Raw genomic sequence first — 17,467 nt, 5'->3', positions numbered from 1 at the left:
AGCGGCGGGTGAACCGTCGGGATCACGCTTTGCGGCAATTGCTTGCCGCTAGCCGGAAGCGCGAGACGCTGCTCAAGACAATTCTGGACACGATCGACGTCGGAATTGTCGCCGTCGATTCAAACGGCGAAACCCTTCTGGTCAACGGTCAACAGAAAGCATTCCTGCAGTTGGCGGCGCCGACGGAAGGCGCCCCGGAACTCGCCAAACATGACCAGCTCGTTTTCGGCCAGGACCGGCAAACTCCGCTTCGCCCGGAACAGAGCCCCGTTCAAAGGGCAGCTAATGGGGAAACCTTCTCCGATTACCTCGTATGGTTCGGCGCCGGCGCCGAACAGCGGGCTATCTCTACCGCCGCGCGTGGCATGAAAAATCACATTGATGACGGGTTCGACGGAGCTGTCATCGTTTTCAGGGACGTGACTGATGTTGTAGATGCCCTTGCGGCCAAGGACGAGCTGGTTGCCAACGTTTCGCACGAGTTCGGATCTCCTTTGACCTCGATCTTGGGCAACCTCGACCTCGTGCTCCGCGGTTCCCAGGAGCTCCGGCCAGCAACAAGGCTCGGCTTGGAGGTCGCGGAGCGGAACGCCGAGCGGCTCAGGGCCTTGGTGGAGGATCTTCTCTTGTCACCCGCGGCGGTGGAGAGCGTGCATCTGCGGCGCACGGATTTGGCGGGGCTGGTGGAAAACAGCTTGGTTTCCGCCCAGGCGCAGGCGAGCGCCGCCAATGTTGGCCTTGTCGCCGACGTTCCGGCGCCCCTATGGGCGGATGCTGATCCCTTGAGGCTGGGGCAGGCCCTGGACAACCTGGTTTCCAACGCCATCAAGTATTCGCCGGGTGGTGGCCTTGTGAGCATTCGGGCGACTCTGAAGGACGGCTGGGTCCAGCTTCACGTGCAGGACACGGGTATGGGGATGACCCCGGAAGAGGCGGCCCGGATCTTCACGCGGTTTTTCCGCACAAGTGCTGCCCGTCAGGCGGCGATTCCGGGTGTTGGCCTCGGCCTGTCCATTACCAAGTCCATCGTGGAACGCCATGGAGGCAGCATCACCTGTAGCAGCAAGCCCGGCAGTGGAAGCACGTTTACGGTGGCGATCCCAGCCGGGACGCCTTCTGAGCCTTTACAGACAGACGCGCCGGCACTGTATTAACCCAGGTTGCGGACCGGGTAGCTGCTCGCCGTGCAAGTAACCACCCGAAGAAAGTAGAGTACCCACTACTCGTGACCGGCCCTAGAGGCAACGGATTGAATGGAACCCAGTTGGTCTCAAGCGCAGTTCCTGGTCTCTGGGGGTTATCCGTATGTGTGTTTCGTACAGTCCTGTTGTGTTCGTTCCGTTTCCCAGCGTGACGGAGGCAGTCCGTTGAGCGCGGGAATGGAGTCCGCTGCCAACTTCGCGGGGTCGCTGCCCGGGCTGATCCTGATGGACTTGGGCCAGGCAATGGTGGTGGTATGCCTGTGCTTCGACATGGTTCGTGCCCTGTCCGTGCCCCGATCGCATCGTCGCTACGTGGCCAGCACCATCTTCAGGACCCTGGCAGTGCCGTCGATTCTCGTCATGGGCGTCAGCGTGCTGGCCAAGGCAGTTCTCTGGTCTTGGATGGATGTGGCCATGGGCGTCCTTGTCATGGTGATGATTATCTTCCGCTGGCACCACGACAAGGATGAGGACAATTGGTGGAAAGGCAAAGGCAAGAAGCTGGCCCGCTGGGCGCGGAAGCAACTGGCACCGCGACCTGCTTTGGCCCCGGCGATGGGTTGACCCCCGGACGCTCGCTCACCTTTGGGGTGTTTCCTGCGGACGCCCGCTCACTTGACGTGAGCGGGCGTTCCGCCTTTTGCCCATATATGTGAGTGAGCGTTCCGCGGGTTCGTTAGCGCCCGACGGCGGCAATCCCGTTGCGCCGTCCTGTCGCCTTTGAAGGGCTGCCCGTGAGACGCTCGCTCACCTTTGGGGTGTTTCCTGCGGACGTTCGCTCACATGAGCTGAGCGAGCGTCCCGGTTTTTGCCCATATAGGTGAGTGAGCGTTCCGGCATTTGGCCATATATGTGAGCGGGCGTCCGCCGATTGCCGGCGGCCGGTTGGTTGGGGCCCGACGGCGGCCCCCGCGCGCCTCGCCGGGCCCGAACGCTTGACGCATCTCGCGCCTTCCGCATATTCTGAACGAACGGTCGGTAAATATTTAGGAGCAACCATGGCATCGCAGAATCTGCAGTCTGTGCCCGCTGAGCTGTCCCCCGAAGAGCTTGAGCGGGAACAAGCCGGTCAGGCGTACTTTGACCGCATCATCTCCGAGGACTCGCGCATCGAACCCCGCGACTGGATGCCGGAGGCCTACCGCAAGACCTTGCTCCGCCAGATCTCGCAGCACGCGCACTCGGAGATCATCGGCATGCAGCCGGAAGCCAACTGGATCACCAGGGCTCCGAGCCTCAAGCGCAAGGCCATCCTGATGGCCAAGGTGCAGGACGAGGCAGGCCACGGCCTGTACCTTTACTCGGCCGCGGAAACCCTCGGCCAAAGCAGGGACAAGATGACCAGCGACTTGATCGCCGGCAAGGCCCGCTACTCGTCAATCTTCAACTACCCCGCGATTTCCTGGGCAGACATGGGCGCAATCGGCTGGCTGGTTGACGGTGCCGCCATCTGCAACCAGGTTCCCCTGTGCCGTGCTTCTTACGGCCCCTACGGACGCGCAATGGTGCGCATCTGCAAGGAAGAGTCGTTCCACCAGCGCCAGGGTTTCGAGATCCTCCTTGAACTGTCGAACGGCACGCCCGCCCAGAAGCAGATGGCCCAGGACGCGGTCAACCGCTGGTATGCGCCTGCGTTGATGATGTTCGGTCCGCCGGACGACGATTCGCCCAACTCCAAGCAGTCCATGGCGTGGAACATCAAGCGGTTCAGCAACGATGAACTCCGCAGCCGCTTCGTCGGGATGATGGTTGAGCAGGTCAGGGTCCTGGGCCTCACGCTCCCGGACAAGGACATCCGTTTCAACGAGGAAACCAAGAAATGGGAACACGGACCGCTGGACTGGAACGAGTTCAAAGACGTTCTCGCCGGCAAAGGTCCCTGCAACGCGCAGCGGCTTGAGCGCCGCCGCGAAGCGCACGACGACGGCGCTTGGGTCCGCGAAGCCGCCGCCGAATACGCGCGCAAGCAAGCAGAAAAGGAATACGCAGCATGAGCAACCCAGCCAACGAACCCCACGAGACTCCCTGGGCCCTTTGGGAAGTCTTCGTCCGCTCCAGCCGCGGCCTGTCCCATGTCCACGCAGGCTCCTTGCACGCGCCTGACGCGGCGATGGCGCTGCGCAACGCCCGTGACCTGTACACGCGGCGCAACGAGGGAGTGTCCATCTGGGTGGTTCCTGCCGAGGCCATTTCCTCGAGCGACCCGGACTCCAAGGGTTCCTTCTTCGAGTCTCCCCAGGGCAAGGACTACCGCCACGCGACGTACTACACCAAGAGTGAGGGCGTGAAGCACCTGTGAGCACGCCCGAACAAAACGACACAGACTTCGCCATCGAGGGCCACGGCGACATCTCCGTCGGCGTCAGGGGTGCAGGTGCTTCCGGAGACGGTTCCGCCAGCGCCACGCGCATCACCCCCGGGAACGCCCTGCGCCCCGAGGACATCGCGCTCGAAATCCGCAAGGGACAAGTCAAGCCCACAAAAGACGTCGCGGAATACGCTTTGCGCATCGGCGACGACGGTTTGATCCTGGCCCAGCGCCTGGGTCACTGGATCTCCCGTGCGCCGGAGCTCGAAGAAGACGTTGCCCTGGGCAACATCGCGCTCGACCAGTTGGGCCACGCCCGTTCCTTCCTGACGTACGCCGGTGCGGCGTGGGACAAGTCCGAGGACGATCTTGCGTACTTCCGCCGGGAGCACGAGTTCCGTTCCGCTCACTTGTTCGAGCAGCCGAACGGGGACTTCGCGGTCACCATCGCCCGGCAGTTCGTGGTGAGCTACTACCAGTTCGAGCTTTACAAGCGGCTCACCGGCTCCACGGATTCCACCATCGCGGCCATCGCGGCGAAGGCCCTCAAAGAGGTGGACTACCACCGCGACCACAGCGCACAGTGGGTGCTGCGGCTCGCCGGCGGAACGGAAGAGTCCCGCCGTCGTATTGTCCGGGCCTTCAAGCTCGTGTGGCCGTACGTCGATGAACTCTTCGAAGACGACGAGCTCACGGCCCGCGTCGCGGCAACCAAAGCAGGCGTACAACCGTCCAGCCTCCGCGCTGACTTCGACCAGCTCACAGGCGGAATCCTGAGCGAGGCCGGGCTGGAAGAGGACCTCAACCTCGGACGGATCCCGCAGGCCTTGGGTGGCGGCCGCCAGGGCAAGCATTCCGAACACATGGGCTACCTGCTTGCCGAGATGCAGGTGCTTGCCCGCGAACATCCCGGCGCAAGCTGGTGACCGTGGTGGACATGTTCGTTCAGGACACAAGCGCCAAGACCAAACAGACCGCCGAGCAGAAGGCTTGGGGCATCGCAGCCACGGTCTGCGATCCGGAGATTCCCGTCCTCACGATTGAGGACTTGGGGATCCTCCGCAACGTCCAATTGTTCGACGACGGCGGGCTGGTCCCCGCCGTCCAGGTCACCATCACGCCGACGTACTCGGGCTGCCCCGCGATGGACGCCATCCGCGACGACCTCAAGACCGCGTTCCACAAAGAGGGCTATCCGAGCGTCTACGTCGAGCTCGTCCTTGCTCCGGCCTGGACCACGGACTGGATGACAGAGCACGGCAAGGCCAAGCTGCAGGAATACGGCATCGCACCTCCAAGTGGCAGGGCAGCAGCCGGCGGCCACTCCGGCCCGGTGCGGCTCAGCCTCGCCGTGAAATGCCCCCAGTGTTCTTCACTCAATACCAAGGAACTCACCCGCTTTGGTTCCACGTCCTGCAAGGCGCTTTTCGTCTGCCAGGACTGCAAGGAACCGTTCGACTACTTCAAAGTCCTGTAAGGAATCTGACATGCCCGTTGTCCGCCAGACCGCAGCCGAACAGGCACAGGCCACCGGCCGCCGTCGTGCGTCTTTTCATTCCCTCAGCGTTTCGGAAGTCCGCCGCCTGACTGAAGACGCCATTGAGGTGACGTTCGGTGTTCCGGCTGAGCTCGCCGGCCAGTATGACTACCTTCCCGGCCAGTACGTGGCGCTGCGGACCACGCTTCCTGATGAGAGCGGGGAGCCGCACGAGGTCCGCCGCAGCTACTCCATCTGCGCCGAGCCGCGGAGCTTCGCCGACGGCAGCAGCGAGATCCGCGTGGCCATTAAGAAGGACCTGGGCGGCATCTTCTCCACGTGGGCGAATGCCGAACTCAAGGCCGGCGACACCCTGGACGTCATGAGCCCTATGGGCGCGTTCATTTCCAAGCATGGCAAGGACGGCAAGACCGTCCAGCAGAATGTCATGAACTCCATGAACAATCCCCAGAACATGGCAGGTGAGTTCGGCGACGCCGGATCCTTCGTGGCCATTGCCGCCGGTTCCGGTATCACCCCGGTGATCGCGATCGCCCGCACCCTGCTGGCCGCGAACCCGGACACACGCTTCGACCTGATCTACGCCAACAAAGCCGCCATGGACGTCATGTTCCTCGAGGAGTTGGCGGACTTGAAGGACAAGTACCCGTCGCGGCTGGCGCTACACCATGTGTTGTCGCGCGAGCAGCGCATTGCGCCGCTCATGACGGGACGTATCGACGCCGAGAAGCTGCAGCAGCTGCTGGGCACCGCCATCCATGCGGAGGATGTGGACGAATGGTTCCTGTGCGGGCCGTTCGAGCTGGTCCAGCTGTGCCGCGACACCCTGGCTGCCCGTGGCGTTGAGCCCGAGCACGTCCGCTTTGAGCTGTTCACCACTGGCCGCCCGGACCGCCCCGAGGGCAACGCCGGCCGGCCCGTTGTGGAGGACGAGTCGAAGGACACGTTCAAGATCACCTTCAAGCTGGATGGGTTGACGGGCGATGTCGCCAGCCCCACCCACGCCCGGGAATCCATCCTCAACGCGGCTTTGCGCGTCCGCCCGGACGTTCCGTTCGCGTGCGCCGGTGGCGTGTGCGGCACGTGCCGCGCCAAACTGGTCACCGGGACGGTCAGCATGGACGAGAACTACGCCTTGGAGCAGGATGAGTTGGACAAGGGCTACGTGCTTACGTGCCAGGCCCACCCCACTAGTGAATCCGTCACGGTCGATTTCGACGTCTAAGGAATAAACGAATGATCGAGCTCTCCATCGCCAACGGCATCGCCGAAATTGTCCTCAACGCCCCGGAAAAGCTGAATTCCCTTGACGAGGCAGCGCTCGCGGACCTGGATAGAGCGTACGACGACGCCGCTGCCGCCGCCTCGCGCGGCATGGTGCGGGCGCTGCTCCTCCGCGGAGAGGGCCGCGCCTTTTGCGCCGGACGCGACATTGCGGGCGTGACCCCGGAGAGCGATGACGCCAAGGCCTACCTCGGTGGGCTTGTGGAGCCTTTGCTTAAGAAGATGGCAGCCTTCCCTACCCCGACCTTCGCGGCTGCGCATGGTGCGTGCCTGGGCGTCGGGCTTGGCCTGCTGCTGGCCACGGATGTGGTTTATGTGGCGGAGAATGCCAAGTTCGGTTCGCCGTTCGCCAAGTTGGGTGCCACGTTGGACTCGGGCGGGCACTGGTACTTCACGGAACGCCTGGGCATGCACCGGACCCTGGATCTGATTTACACCGCGGATCTGATCAGCGGCGCTGAGGCCGTGGCGCAGGGCATGTTCAGCCGGGTCATGCCTGATGACGCCTTGCTGGAGGCCACGCGGATCATCGTGGAACGGGTGGCGGCCGGAGCAACCGGCGCGTTCACGGCCAGCAAGGAGCTCGTTGCCCATATCCGCGATCAGCGATTGGGCCTGTGGGCCGCCATGGCCGAAGAGAACGACGAGCAGGCGCGCCTATGCAAGACCGAGGACTACGCCGAGGGTTTCCGGGCGTTCCAGGAGAAGCGGGCGCCGGTCTTCAAGGGATAGCTGTTGCGTTGGTTCATCACCGCGATACTCGAATATTTCCGGCCGATTTCGAGTGCCCACCACTCTTATCTGCGCCCGGCCGAATGCCTATTGTCAGGACCGTACCCAATCGAGTTCGGCTGCGTTCGCAGGAACGTCGCCCCATACGGAAGCTAATCGCGCTTCCGAAGGTATAAATAACTGGCGATGGAGCAAGCTATGAAGATTCTCGGAAAAATTGCAGTAAGCCGGAAGGCTGCATTTGCATTCTCTGCCTCAGCTGCGTTAGTGGCTGGCGGCCTCGGATTCGCCGCGCCGGCGTCCGCCTATGGCAATACGGCTATCTATCAGATCGAATTGTCTGCCAACCTCAGCGGCCATGACGGCGGCGGCGCCTGGCTGTGGATGGAACTTGATAGCAACCACACTGGCGACTACAAGGGCTCGGACTGTGGCCACGCAGGACAGGGCGCTGTGGCCGATTCCGGCGACGTGACCTGGTCAGACGACCCCATCACACACACCCTCACCATCAACGGCGTCATCCTGAAGGGCTTGGGAGACTACCCAACCACCATTACGGTGCCGGACACTTACGGTCACTACACAGGAGGCCTCACCAGCTTCCTGACCCTGCCGTTCACCATCCCGTCAACCGTCGGGAACTCGCAGCTCCAGGTGGCCCCCTGAGCGCGGAGTATCCAGTTGTCCACGACTTCACCAGCTTGGTGCCCTCCCGGTATTGGTGAAGTCGTGGCGGTTTAAGGACCTCTTCTTGGCCGGCATGCCCTTGGCATCCCTCAGCCGGAGGACTGGGCGCGGCTCCTCCGGGGAGAGGGCGGCGCCTTTTGCGTGTGTTCCTTCACGAGTCCTCCGGGGGCCTTCGTTGAGAAGGACCATTAAGCGAGTGGAGACCCCGGGAATCGGCGGAGAAATCCAAGTATGTGAGTGGCTATTGGCCTATAAGACGAGTAATGGTTACTCGCGTCTCGCGGGCTAGGCCAATCGTAGGGTCGACCTACGCGGGGGGCGTCGTCGCCAGTTGCGCCGGGGTCCTCGGTGCGGTGCGATGCGGCTCGCTTTACTCGGCATTTCAACGCCAAGGGGTCTCATCATGCGTAAATTTTCCAAAAAGAACGGGGAAGCCGCTGCAATAGCGGCTCCGCCGAGATCCGAGCAGTTCGGACGGCTCGCTCGTTTCGCGGCGGTCGGGGCCAGCGGCCTCGTGGTCAACCTGGTGGCCCTGGCGCTCCTACTGATGGGGCGGCTTGGCTCGCTGATCGTCGGAGGCGACGCCCTCAGCGCGATCATCGCCACCCAACTGGCGGTCGCTTGGAATTTCGCCTTGACCGAGCGGTGGGCCTTCTCAGGGCACTACGGTCACTGGCTGCGGCGGCTACCGCTGTTCTGGGTTCTCAGCTGCGCGGCGTTGCTCGCACAGCTGCCGCTCGCGGCCACACTGCAGCCGATGCTGGGTGGATCATACCTGCTGGCCACCGGCGCCGCAGTGGGTATCCTCATGCTGACCCGGTTCACTGTCTGCGATCGCTGGCTGTACCGCCGCCGGGGCGCCGGCAGCCACCGGGCTCCGTCCGCGCCTGCCACAGTGTCGTGACGACATGTGGATTCTCGCAGACCGGCGCAATCCTCCGGGCCGTCACCGCAAGCCGCCGAGCCGTCGCAGCCGCGCCGCATTCATCGCGGCAGCGCTCCTCATCCTTTCCTCGGTACCGGGAAGTATCGCCGAAGCGAGTCAACCGTCACCGCCAGGTCCATCGCTTCAGCAGGTGAACGCCGCCATCGACTTGGCACAGGCGTACCTCGATGGGCTGTACAAACCGCTGCCGGACGGGCAGGCCGTTCAGAGCGAGGACTACGGCCTCCCGTTACGGGTCTACTTCCCGGGCTATGACCGGTGGGAGTTGCTCGGGCAGGGCCACGCCGGTGACTGCCTGCCCAAATGTTCCGGCGCCAGCTCGATCACACCCGGCTCAAGCGACACGACAACAGAGACCTTCACGGTCTCCTTCGCCACTCCGTCGACGCCAGACGCGCTTCGCATTGCCGTGGCGCTGGACTGGGCCGCCGCACCCGGGCGGTTTAGCGTTACAGTGTCAGACCCGCAGATGACCGATACACAAACCAGCGCCGAGCTGTGGTTGGACGACGTGCCACTCGGGACGTACTCATCCGGCAGCAGCACCGCCCCGGTGGTCCGCTCCTTCCCGACGGCGGACCGGAGCCTGCTCCGCAGCCTGCGTTACACTGTCCGTCACGCCACCCAGGAGGCCTACCTTTACGGGGTTCTCCGCGGCGACAGCGTGCGCGCGGGCCGGCTCGCGGCGTTCCTGCGGGCCAACGACTTCGCGCCCGGTGTGGACCTGCGCGCCACGATCTTTGGCGCGGGCCAGCAACTTCCAGGTGACCTGCCCTTCGTCTCTTCCGGTCCCGACAACGTCTACGCCGACTGCGATCACCTTCCGGCTGCAGGCACCACCGCCTACCCCTACACCAGCAAGATCTGTTTGCTGGGCGTGGACACGTTTCTGCTGGCGGGCCGCGGTGATCCGTTCCTCCAGACGACCCAGGCGCTACAGACCCTGACCAAGTACCGCGACCCGCAGCACGAATACCCAGTCCTCATCTCCCTCGGACTGCAAGGCGGCACGCCTACCGAGACCGCGGATCACCTAGAGCAGCTGTGGACCAAGCTGGGTTACGGCCTCCCTGCCTGCACGCCTCTCGGCTGCGAATCCGGACGAGCCTCCGGGCTGCGCACGTTCGTATTCGGCTCGCTGGAAGCAACGCTCGGCTATCAGTACGGCCAGGTCAGCCGGCAGCGTTATGCCGACGCGGTAGCCGCGGACGCAATCGCCGTTCAGGTGGGATCGTCCGGGACTATCAAAGCGGCAGACGGCACGTGGGTGCGTCCAATGCAGAGGGGCGGTTTCCCGGTGTACTGGGACGCAGGCCATCGGTTCGTGCCGACCACCGGCCTCGTCCAGTCGCTGAACGACATGCTGTCCATGCCGCCCGAGTATGCCGGGGCGGTCGTATCGGACTCGGAGACGACCTTTGACGGGTTCGCCTTCCTTGTCACTTACCGCTGTGCGCGGTTCGCGGTCGGCTGCACCGACATCGGCTGACCCGCCCTTCGGCTCCCACCGCGTCCTGCAAGGAGCAGGTGGCCCATATCCGCGATCAGCGCGCCTTGGCCTGTGGGCGGCTATGTCTGCTGATTGGCGTGTGGGGAGGGGTCTTGGTTTCGTGCCCGGTGGAGGCGGTACTCCCGCCCGGTGATCCACACGATGAAAATGTCGAAGGCCGTTAGGAGGACAAGGCCCCAGGAGAAGGCCACCACGATCCGATAGCTCTGGTAGAGGATGAAGACCAGAAGGAATGCGATCATCCATGGGTATGCCCAGAGCTTGTCCTTCAGGACCGCCCAGACCAGGACGATTTTGACCACTCCGTGGAGCAGTAGGTAGATCGCGCCGAACAGGGACGCCGATACCGAGAGGTTGGAGCTCAGGTGGACCAGGGTGTTCGCCACGAAGTCGTTCGGGTCCTGGGCTAGCTCGTGCTGGGTGAGGAAGCGGACCAGGTCGCCGATCTGCTGGGGTGTAATCACCAGGAGGAGTATGCCGCCCACCAGCTCAAGAACACCGTCCAGGCCCTTCAGGATGAGGCTGACGCGAAATGTCCTGTCGAGCAGTGTTGTTCCGGGTTGGTTCGTTCTCATGACACTTCCCTTCGGTACCTCAAGATACATTCAAAGACGCAGTGGATGCGCCGGCGGAAAGAATTCCGGTAAAGCGTCCGATGAATTCAGATATCGCTGAGTCCGACGCCTGAGTCATCGAGGCAGGGCGAACATTTTCCGGCCGGGGCGCCGATGGATCTGCGGCAGACGCAGGGGTGTCCTGTAACCGCCGGCATCGACAACCAGACGAACCGTTCCATCTTGTTGTAGTTGCCGAAGTGCAGCACTGCCCCGTCCAGCTTCGGCGCGAGGTCACGGCTGACACTGAGGGCTACGTCCTGCGCGTCGTCCTGGCCGGTGGTGGATTCCTGGCCGGGCGGTCCGGTGACGAGGCACTTGAGGTACTTTTTGGGCTCCGTCCGGGAGAAGTAGAGTCCTTGTTTGCGGCAGCCTCCAGAGCCCTGATAACAATGCAGGGTCCCGCCGAAGACTTTGATCATCATCGCCGCTTCCGCGGTCACGGTGAAGCTGCCGTGGCCCGGGATCTGAACCACTACGGCGGTGAGGCCCACCATTGCAGGCTGCCGGCTCACACCTCGTCCACGATGTCGGCGTGGTGGTGGCGGGGAGTTCCGTCAAGGGAGTGTTCGGCCTGGAAAATGGCGTCGGTAACGAGTTGGCGGACGTGCTCGTTCGCGAGGCGGTAGTACACGCGGGTTCCGGCTTGTCTCGTGGTGACAACGCGCCCGAGGCGCAATTTGGCCAGATGCTGGGATACCGCTGCCTGGGATTTGTGGACCAGTTCCGCCAGCTGGTTGACGGACAATTCGCCGTCGCGCAGTGCAAGAATGATGCGGACCCGGGTGGCGTCTGCGAGCATCGCAAAGACCTCGACGGCAAGCTCGACGTACTGGCTGTCCGGCTCCCGGCCACACACCGGGTTATCTGCATCCATGCTTATATTGTTTCATACGGATAAAATGAGGTATACATATTAAGCAAGGTGCCGTTCGTTAGCTGAGGCTCCTTCGCGGAAACATGCCAGCGACCCCCAACGTCGAGAGACGCCCCGGGTCAGGACAGGCCGCCCCGGCATTAAGGGGTGGTCCCGATTGGCTCCTGGACACAGTCCGGGTTCACGCCGCGAAGTGCCAAAGGTCTTACGAGGAGGGGCATGTGCGGGCTTCTATGCCTGCCCTCCCCGCGGCGCGTCCAACAGCTGCAGGAGGTGACGGTTCCATCATGAACGATGGTCATAAACCCCGTCTCCTGTCCCGTTTTCCGGACTCCGACTCAGCTTCCTGAAGCTTTGCGCTGATTCCCTCCGGTACGCCGGAGCCTGATCCAATCGGCACACAACGTGCCCCCTTGACTCAACAACGCCTGTCCATGCCATGTGGCGCGGTGAGGCTTTTCCACGACTTTTTTGTGCCCGTTTCCGGGCAGAAGGCCGGTATATCATGACCGAAATCAACACGCTGCCAGCGCCCTCCGCAGCCCTCGACACAGCCCATGTCGGTGACATCAAAGGTGCCTTCGGCACCATCCGCGTCGATGACAATGAGCCGCGCTCGGGCATCAAAGCACGCTTGAAGACCCTGATGGCGATCATCGGACCAGGGCTGATCGTCATGGTCGGTGACAACGATGCCGGCGCTTTCGGCACCTACACCGAGGCCGGACAGAACTACGGAACGTCGCTGCTTTGGACTCTGCTGTTGCTGGTACCTGTGCTGTATGTGAACCAGGAAATGGTGCTGCGCCTGGGGGTCGTCTCCGGCGTGGGACATGCCCGCCTGATCCTGGAACGCTTCGGCAAATTCTGGGGCGCGTTCAGCGTCATTGACCTGTTCATCCTCAATGCACTGACCATCGTCACCGAATTCATTGGCATCAGCCTTGGCCTGGACTACTTGGGCATCCCTAAGATCCCGGGTATCCTCCTGGCCACCGCGGTGATCGTGGGCGCCGCGAGCACCGGTTCCTTCAAGCGCTTCGAACGTGTCTGCCTGACCCTGGTGGCCGGGTCCCTGCTGCTGGTGCCGATCATCTTCATGGTCCATCCCGACGTCGGACAAGTCGCCCACGACTTCGTCGTGCCCGGCATGCCTAAAGGCGCGGACCTGTCCACGGTGACTTTGCTGATCATTGGGATCGTCGGAACCACTGTGGCGCCGTGGCAGCTGTTCTTCCAGCAGTCCTACGTCATCGACAAGCGCATCACCCCCCGATTCCTGAAGTACGAGAAGGCCGATCTTTGGCTGGGAATCGCCATCGTCATCGTCGGCGCAGCGGCGATCATTTCCTTCACCGCGGCGACGTTTGCTGGCACCCCGGAGTTCGGCAACTTCACGGACGCCGGCGGGGTCGCTGTGGGCCTGGAACAGCACGTGGGAAAGATTGCCGGTATCTTGTTTGCCCTGGCCCTGATCGACGCCTCGATCATCGGGGCCGCCGCCGTCGGGCTTTCCACCTCCTATGCCCTCGGCGACGTCTTGGGGCTCAAGCACTCCCTGCACCGGAAAGTCTCCGACGCCAAAGGCTTCTATGCCGTGTTCGCAGGAGTCCTGCTCCTCTCGGCCGTCGTCGTCTTGATCCCGGGCAGCCCTTTGGGCCTGCTCACGGTCGGTGTCCAGGTACTGGCCGGAGTCCTGCTTCCCTCTGCCACGGTGTTCCTCCTGCTGCTGTGCAATGACAAGCAGGTACTTGGGCCCTGGGTGAACGGGCGGTTCATGAACATCTTCACCTCCGCAGTGATCGCGGTCCTGGTGATCCTCTCCCTGGTCCTGACCGCCGGGGTGTTGTTCCCGGACATGGGCTCAGACGCTATCCTGGGCATCCTCATCGGAGGCGCAGCTCTCTCCGCGGTCGCGGGGGCAGGGTTCCTGATCTACCGGAGAATCCACCCCGCGGCGCCGAGCCCCGGGACGGTCGACCGGTCACAGCGGCTGACCTGGCGCATGCCCCCGATTGCCCTGCTCACCGCCCCCAAACTTTCCACCGGGCACCGGATCGGTCTGACGGTCCTGCGCACCTACTTGCTCATCGCGATGATCCTCGTCATCGTCCGGGTGGTCCAGCTCGCCCTTGGCGGCTGATCCCAGATGGCCGACTACAATCTGCTTACACTCTGGTCGCGCCGCGAACCCAGCCACACCGACGGATCAGGAGATCTTCATGAATGATGGGTCCCACCGTCTCCTCGGCGGATCATCCGCCAGGGAGGCAACTCCCGGCGCCCCCCGGCACATGCGCCGCAAATCTCGGCGCAAATCCATCATCCTGGTCTCGGCTGCTGGTGTCGTGGTACTGGCCGCCACCACTGCCCTCACCTATGTGGGCGGGACGGCGGTTTCAGTCAACAACAACCTCCACCGGTCCGATGTCCTCAGGGATATGAAGGCGTTGCCAGAAGCGGCGCCGAAGCTGAGCCAGGACACGAACATCCTGGTCATGGGATTGGATACCCGGGTTGACGAGAAGGGCAAGCCTCTTCCTCCGGAGATGTATGACGCCTTGCACGCGGGGGATGAGAATATCGGCGGCTACAACTCCAACGTCCTGATGCTCATCCATATCCCGGCAGACGGTTCCAAGGCGACGGGTATCTCGATTCCCCGGGATGATTACGTCCAGGTGGACGGCATACCGGGAAGCGGTCCGTTCAAAGCGAAAATCAAGGAGGCGTACGGTTACGGTTTCGCGGCGGAGAAGACCTCCTTGATTAATGCAGGCAAGCCCGACGACGACGCCACCTACCAGGCAGCCCGCGACGCCGGACGCAAAGCCGAAATAGCTACGGTGACGAAGTTCTTGGGCAGCGTCCACATTGACCACTTCCTTGAGGTCACCATGGCCGCGTTCTACCAGACGGCCCAGGCCATCGCTCCCATCACCGTGTGCGTCAACCGGGCCACTCAAGACACCTTCTCCGGGGCCGACTTCAAAGCGGGGATGCAGCAGATCGATGCCAAACAGGCCATGGCCTTCGTCCGGCAGCGCCGGGACACCACTGACCCGAACTACCAATTCTCGGATCTGGACCGGGCGCGCCGCCAACAAGCATTCATTGCTGCTGTCTCCCACCAGCTCAAAGACGCCGGAACTTTCACCGACATCGGGAAAATGCAGGGCGTCCTGGACGCCGTGAGCAAAAACATCGTGGTGGACTCCGAGTTGAACCTGATCCAGCTGGCCCAGCAAGCACGCTCCCTGACGGGCGGCAACATTTCCTTCACCACGCTCCCGATCACAGGCTTCGGCTGGTCCCCTGAGGGCGCCTCCATTAACACGGTGGACATCAACGAAGTGCAGGCGGCCGTCAAGGAACTCCTCAGCCCGGCCCCACCGGCCCCTGCAACTACCCCGACGGCGACGACGACGGCGACAGCCGCTCCAGCAGCCGCCGCGCCCGGGACAGCTGCATCCCAAGCCCCACCCGCTTCGGAAGACGCAACCCAACCAGAAGCCGCCCCGTCAGTACCTGCAAGCAACATCTACGCGGATTCCACCGGCGCCCTCCAAGGCGGCGCCATCCCGTGCGTCAAATAGACGCACGAGTCTCCAGCGGCCAGGAAGTTCCCTCCGATAGGCTCGGCGGATGAGTGAAAATACCCCGCGTCTTGCGGGCTATCTGGACAAGGAGCTGCCCGGGCTTTATCAAGCCCTGTCCGGCTACGCGGAGCAGGTCACCGCCGAGGCAGACCGGACGGGGATCCCGCGCCGCACTCTGGAGTTGGTGAACTACCGGGCCTCGCAGATCAACGGCTGCGCCTTCTGCTTGGATCTGCACCACCGCCGCGCTATGGGCTATGGCGAGACGGAGCAGCGGCTTTCCCTGCTGTCCGTGTATGGCGAAGTGGACCTCTTCAGCGAGGCCGAAAAGGTAGCGCTTGAACTGGCCGAACAAATCACCCGCACGAGCACGGCCCGCCCCACGGCCGAGCTGTTTTCCCGCGCTCGCAAGGTCTACACGGAAGAGCAGATCAGCGTGCTGTGTATGGCGTGCATCGGCATCAACGCCTTCAATCGCCTGTCCATCCTGAGCGAGCATCCGGTGCGCAAGGCGCGGAGCTAGGACGAGTGCATGGATAGGCGGCGACATCTTGGCTAGAAGCGCCGAAATCTTGCATCAGGGATTCGCTCTTTAGAAAATCCATTCGTAGGATTTGCCTATGACCATGGGGAAATCAGTTCGTAAAGCAGTTATTCCGGCCGCTGGATTGGGCACGCGCTTCTTGCCCGCCACTAAGGCGATGCCGAAGGAAATGTTACCGGTGGTAGATGAGCCGGCCATCCAGTATGTGGTTGAGGAGGCTGTGAAGGCTGGCCTTACTGACTTGCTGATGATCACAGGCCGCAACAAGCGCGCTCTCGAAGACCATTTCGACCGTGCACCTGATCTCGAACGCACTTTGGAACTCAAGGGAGACCAAGTCCGTCTGGATGCCGTGCAGCATGCCTCCGGACTTGGGCCCATCCACTACGTGCGGCAGGGCGAACCGAAGGGCTTGGGCCACGCCGTGTTGTGCGCCAGGCAGCACGTGGGTGACGAACCCTTTGCCGTGCTTTTGGGGGACGATCTGATTGACGAGCGCGATCAGCTCCTGTCCACCATGATCGACGTCCAATCGAAGACCGGCGGCTCGGTCATTGCTCTCATCGAAGTGGAACCGTCACAGATCAGCGCATATGGCTGCGCTGACGTCACAGCCATTGCAGGGGAGGGCTATGTACGGGTCAACAGCCTTGTAGAGAAGCCTTCGCTTGAAGAAGCGCCGTCAAACTTGGCTGTCATTGGACGCTACGTTCTTCACCCTGCTGTCTTCGATGTCCTAGAAGAAACTGGGCCTGGGCGCGGCGGCGAGATCCAGCTGACCGACGCCCTCCAGACCCTCGCAAAAGGAGAAGGCGAGGGCGCTGGTGTTTACGGGGTCGTGTTCCGCGGACGCCGCTACGATACAGGGGACAAGCTCAGCTACTTGAAGGCAGTCATCACGTTGGCGTCCGAGCGGGCCGAGTTCGGTGAAGACCTGAAATCCTGGATGAAGGAATTCCTCGGCTAGGAGGGCTTCGTGCTTAGCCTGGCGTAACGGAGAATCCTGAGGATGGCCGGAGCCAGCTCGTCTTCCATCCGTAGGTACGCATCGGCGCCTTGTTTGTAGGGGTCGGCGACGTCATTTTCAGAGGCTTCCGCTGCCAGGACAAGGTGCCGCACGGATGATGCCCGTGCCGGCAAATCTCGCCACTGTTGGGTGTAGTCAGAGCCCGACGGCGATGCGTCGCCGCGTTCCTCGAGGGCGTTCACCATCCGCGCGAATTCCCGGATGGTGAACGTGCGCTTGAGTAGGGAGGCATCCAGCTGCAGAACTTCCCCGCGGTGGTGTGATGCCATGGTGAGTACCAGGTCCGATGCCCTCAGGATTTTCGACGTGAGTTGGCGTGCGGCAAAGTTGTCGGGTGAGCCGCCGTACGTTCGGATGATGTCGGAGGAGAGTGGCTGGATGGGGCTGCCCACCATCGCCCTGGTGCCGGCGCTTCGGACCTCGAAGCCTCCGGGGAAAACTTGGTCCAGGCCTGCCTGAAGCAACCGTTCGGCGACGGGCGAGCGGCAAATGTTGCCGGTGCAAACGGTCAGGATCCGGACGGGTTGGAGCGATTCCAAAGGTGTAGCTCTTTCACTAGCTTTCAGGCGCGCATGGCACCTGTGACTTACAAGTTAACGCAAGGGTCAAAATCATGTGTGCCGCATCAAAGCGATT

19 protein-coding genes and 1 riboswitch are annotated in these 17,467 nt (G+C 62.7%); of the genes, 15 read left to right on the top strand and 4 right to left on the bottom strand.

Annotated features, from left to right (window positions below):
• Positions 1-8: 8 nt before the first annotated feature.
• The 11 genes from LFT43_RS16600 to LFT43_RS16550 all read left to right on the top strand — a co-directional run bounded on the left by LFT43_RS16600 (position 9) and on the right by LFT43_RS16550 (position 10,149).
• Complete coding sequence (locus tag LFT43_RS16600) at positions 9-1,154, top strand: sensor histidine kinase (protein WP_395798600.1); 1,146 nt, start codon at positions 9-11, stop codon at positions 1,152-1,154.
• A 225-nt stretch (positions 1,155-1,379) separates the two neighbouring features.
• Complete coding sequence (locus LFT43_RS16595) at positions 1,380-1,766, top strand: hypothetical protein (RefSeq protein ID WP_395798598.1); 387 nt, start codon at positions 1,380-1,382, stop codon at positions 1,764-1,766.
• 434 nt (positions 1,767-2,200) lie between these two features.
• On the top strand, positions 2,201-3,196 hold the full coding sequence (gene paaA, locus LFT43_RS16590; protein WP_395798596.1) for a 1,2-phenylacetyl-CoA epoxidase subunit PaaA: 996 nt from the start codon (positions 2,201-2,203) through the stop codon (positions 3,194-3,196).
• The gene (gene paaB, locus LFT43_RS16585) at positions 3,193-3,501 is read left to right on the top strand and encodes a 1,2-phenylacetyl-CoA epoxidase subunit PaaB (protein WP_395798594.1); all 309 of its coding nucleotides are present in this window, start codon (positions 3,193-3,195) and stop codon (positions 3,499-3,501) included. Before paaA ends, paaB begins: the two co-directional genes overlap by 4 nt.
• Positions 3,498-4,436, top strand: coding sequence for a 1,2-phenylacetyl-CoA epoxidase subunit PaaC (paaC, locus tag LFT43_RS16580; protein WP_395798592.1), 939 nt, complete (start codon positions 3,498-3,500; stop codon positions 4,434-4,436). Before paaB ends, paaC begins: the two co-directional genes overlap by 4 nt.
• An 11-nt stretch (positions 4,437-4,447) precedes the next feature.
• Positions 4,448-4,987 carry a 1,2-phenylacetyl-CoA epoxidase subunit PaaD gene (paaD, locus tag LFT43_RS16575; RefSeq protein WP_395798590.1) on the top strand — a complete coding sequence of 180 codons (540 nt, stop codon included), beginning with the start codon at positions 4,448-4,450 and terminating at the stop codon, positions 4,985-4,987.
• A 10-nt stretch (positions 4,988-4,997) separates the two neighbouring features.
• Positions 4,998-6,233, top strand: a complete 1,236-nt coding sequence (paaE, locus tag LFT43_RS16570; RefSeq protein ID WP_395798588.1) for a 1,2-phenylacetyl-CoA epoxidase subunit PaaE — start codon at positions 4,998-5,000, stop codon at positions 6,231-6,233.
• Between the two features lie 11 nt (positions 6,234-6,244).
• Positions 6,245-7,024, top strand: coding sequence for an enoyl-CoA hydratase/isomerase family protein (locus tag LFT43_RS16565; protein WP_395798586.1), 780 nt, complete (start codon positions 6,245-6,247; stop codon positions 7,022-7,024).
• A gap of 198 nt (positions 7,025-7,222) precedes the next feature.
• On the top strand, positions 7,223-7,693 hold the full coding sequence (locus LFT43_RS16560) for a hypothetical protein (RefSeq protein ID WP_395798584.1): 471 nt from the start codon (positions 7,223-7,225) through the stop codon (positions 7,691-7,693).
• 424 nt (positions 7,694-8,117) lie between these two features.
• On the top strand, positions 8,118-8,618 hold the full coding sequence (locus tag LFT43_RS16555) for a GtrA family protein (RefSeq protein ID WP_395798582.1): 501 nt from the start codon (positions 8,118-8,120) through the stop codon (positions 8,616-8,618).
• A 4-nt stretch (positions 8,619-8,622) separates the two neighbouring features.
• On the top strand, positions 8,623-10,149 hold the full coding sequence (locus LFT43_RS16550; RefSeq protein WP_395798580.1) for a hypothetical protein: 1,527 nt from the start codon (positions 8,623-8,625) through the stop codon (positions 10,147-10,149).
• Positions 10,150-10,229: 80 nt separating this feature from the next.
• On the opposite strand, the gene LFT43_RS16545 is transcribed toward LFT43_RS16550, so the two are convergent.
• The 3 genes from LFT43_RS16545 to LFT43_RS16535 all read right to left on the bottom strand — a co-directional run bounded on the left by LFT43_RS16545 (position 10,230) and on the right by LFT43_RS16535 (position 11,661).
• A complete protein-coding gene (locus LFT43_RS16545; protein WP_395798578.1) occupies positions 10,230-10,745 on the bottom strand; it encodes a DUF2127 domain-containing protein in 516 nt (171 codons plus the stop codon).
• Positions 10,746-10,831: 86 nt separating this feature from the next.
• Positions 10,832-11,299 carry a peptidase gene (locus LFT43_RS16540; protein ID WP_395798576.1) on the bottom strand — a complete coding sequence of 156 codons (468 nt, stop codon included), beginning with the start codon at positions 11,297-11,299 and terminating at the stop codon, positions 10,832-10,834.
• Entirely contained in the window at positions 11,296-11,661 is a 366-nt protein-coding gene (locus LFT43_RS16535; protein ID WP_395798574.1) for an ArsR/SmtB family transcription factor, read from the bottom strand. Before LFT43_RS16535 ends, LFT43_RS16540 begins: the two co-directional genes overlap by 4 nt.
• Positions 11,662-11,708: 47 nt before the next feature.
• Positions 11,709-11,883: riboswitch (M-box (ykoK) riboswitch) on the top strand.
• A 283-nt stretch (positions 11,884-12,166) separates the two neighbouring features.
• Here LFT43_RS16535 and LFT43_RS16530 point away from each other — a divergent pair.
• The 4 genes from LFT43_RS16530 to galU all read left to right on the top strand — a co-directional run bounded on the left by LFT43_RS16530 (position 12,167) and on the right by galU (position 16,771).
• Positions 12,167-13,804, top strand: coding sequence for an NRAMP family divalent metal transporter (locus tag LFT43_RS16530; RefSeq protein WP_395798572.1), 1,638 nt, complete (start codon positions 12,167-12,169; stop codon positions 13,802-13,804).
• A gap of 79 nt (positions 13,805-13,883) precedes the next feature.
• Positions 13,884-15,257: an LCP family protein gene (locus LFT43_RS16525; protein ID WP_395798570.1), complete on the top strand. Its 1,374-nt coding sequence runs from the start codon at positions 13,884-13,886 to the stop codon at positions 15,255-15,257.
• 49 nt (positions 15,258-15,306) lie between these two features.
• Positions 15,307-15,783: a carboxymuconolactone decarboxylase family protein gene (locus LFT43_RS16520; protein WP_395798568.1), complete on the top strand. Its 477-nt coding sequence runs from the start codon at positions 15,307-15,309 to the stop codon at positions 15,781-15,783.
• A 97-nt stretch (positions 15,784-15,880) separates the two neighbouring features.
• Positions 15,881-16,771 carry a UTP--glucose-1-phosphate uridylyltransferase GalU gene (gene galU, locus LFT43_RS16515; protein WP_395798566.1) on the top strand — a complete coding sequence of 297 codons (891 nt, stop codon included), beginning with the start codon at positions 15,881-15,883 and terminating at the stop codon, positions 16,769-16,771.
• Here the strand turns inward: galU and LFT43_RS16510 are convergent.
• Complete coding sequence (locus LFT43_RS16510; RefSeq protein WP_395798564.1) at positions 16,768-17,370, bottom strand: low molecular weight phosphatase family protein; 603 nt, start codon at positions 17,368-17,370, stop codon at positions 16,768-16,770. The genes galU and LFT43_RS16510 overlap by 4 nt on opposite strands.
• Between the last annotated feature and the right edge of the window lie 97 nt (positions 17,371-17,467).

It is taken from the genome of Arthrobacter sp. FW306-04-A, assembly GCF_044358315.1.
GTDB lineage: Bacteria > Actinomycetota > Actinomycetes > Actinomycetales > Micrococcaceae > Arthrobacter.
The sequence above is the reverse complement of the archived record's forward strand: the minus strand, read 5'-3'. Positions and strand labels throughout refer to the sequence as shown.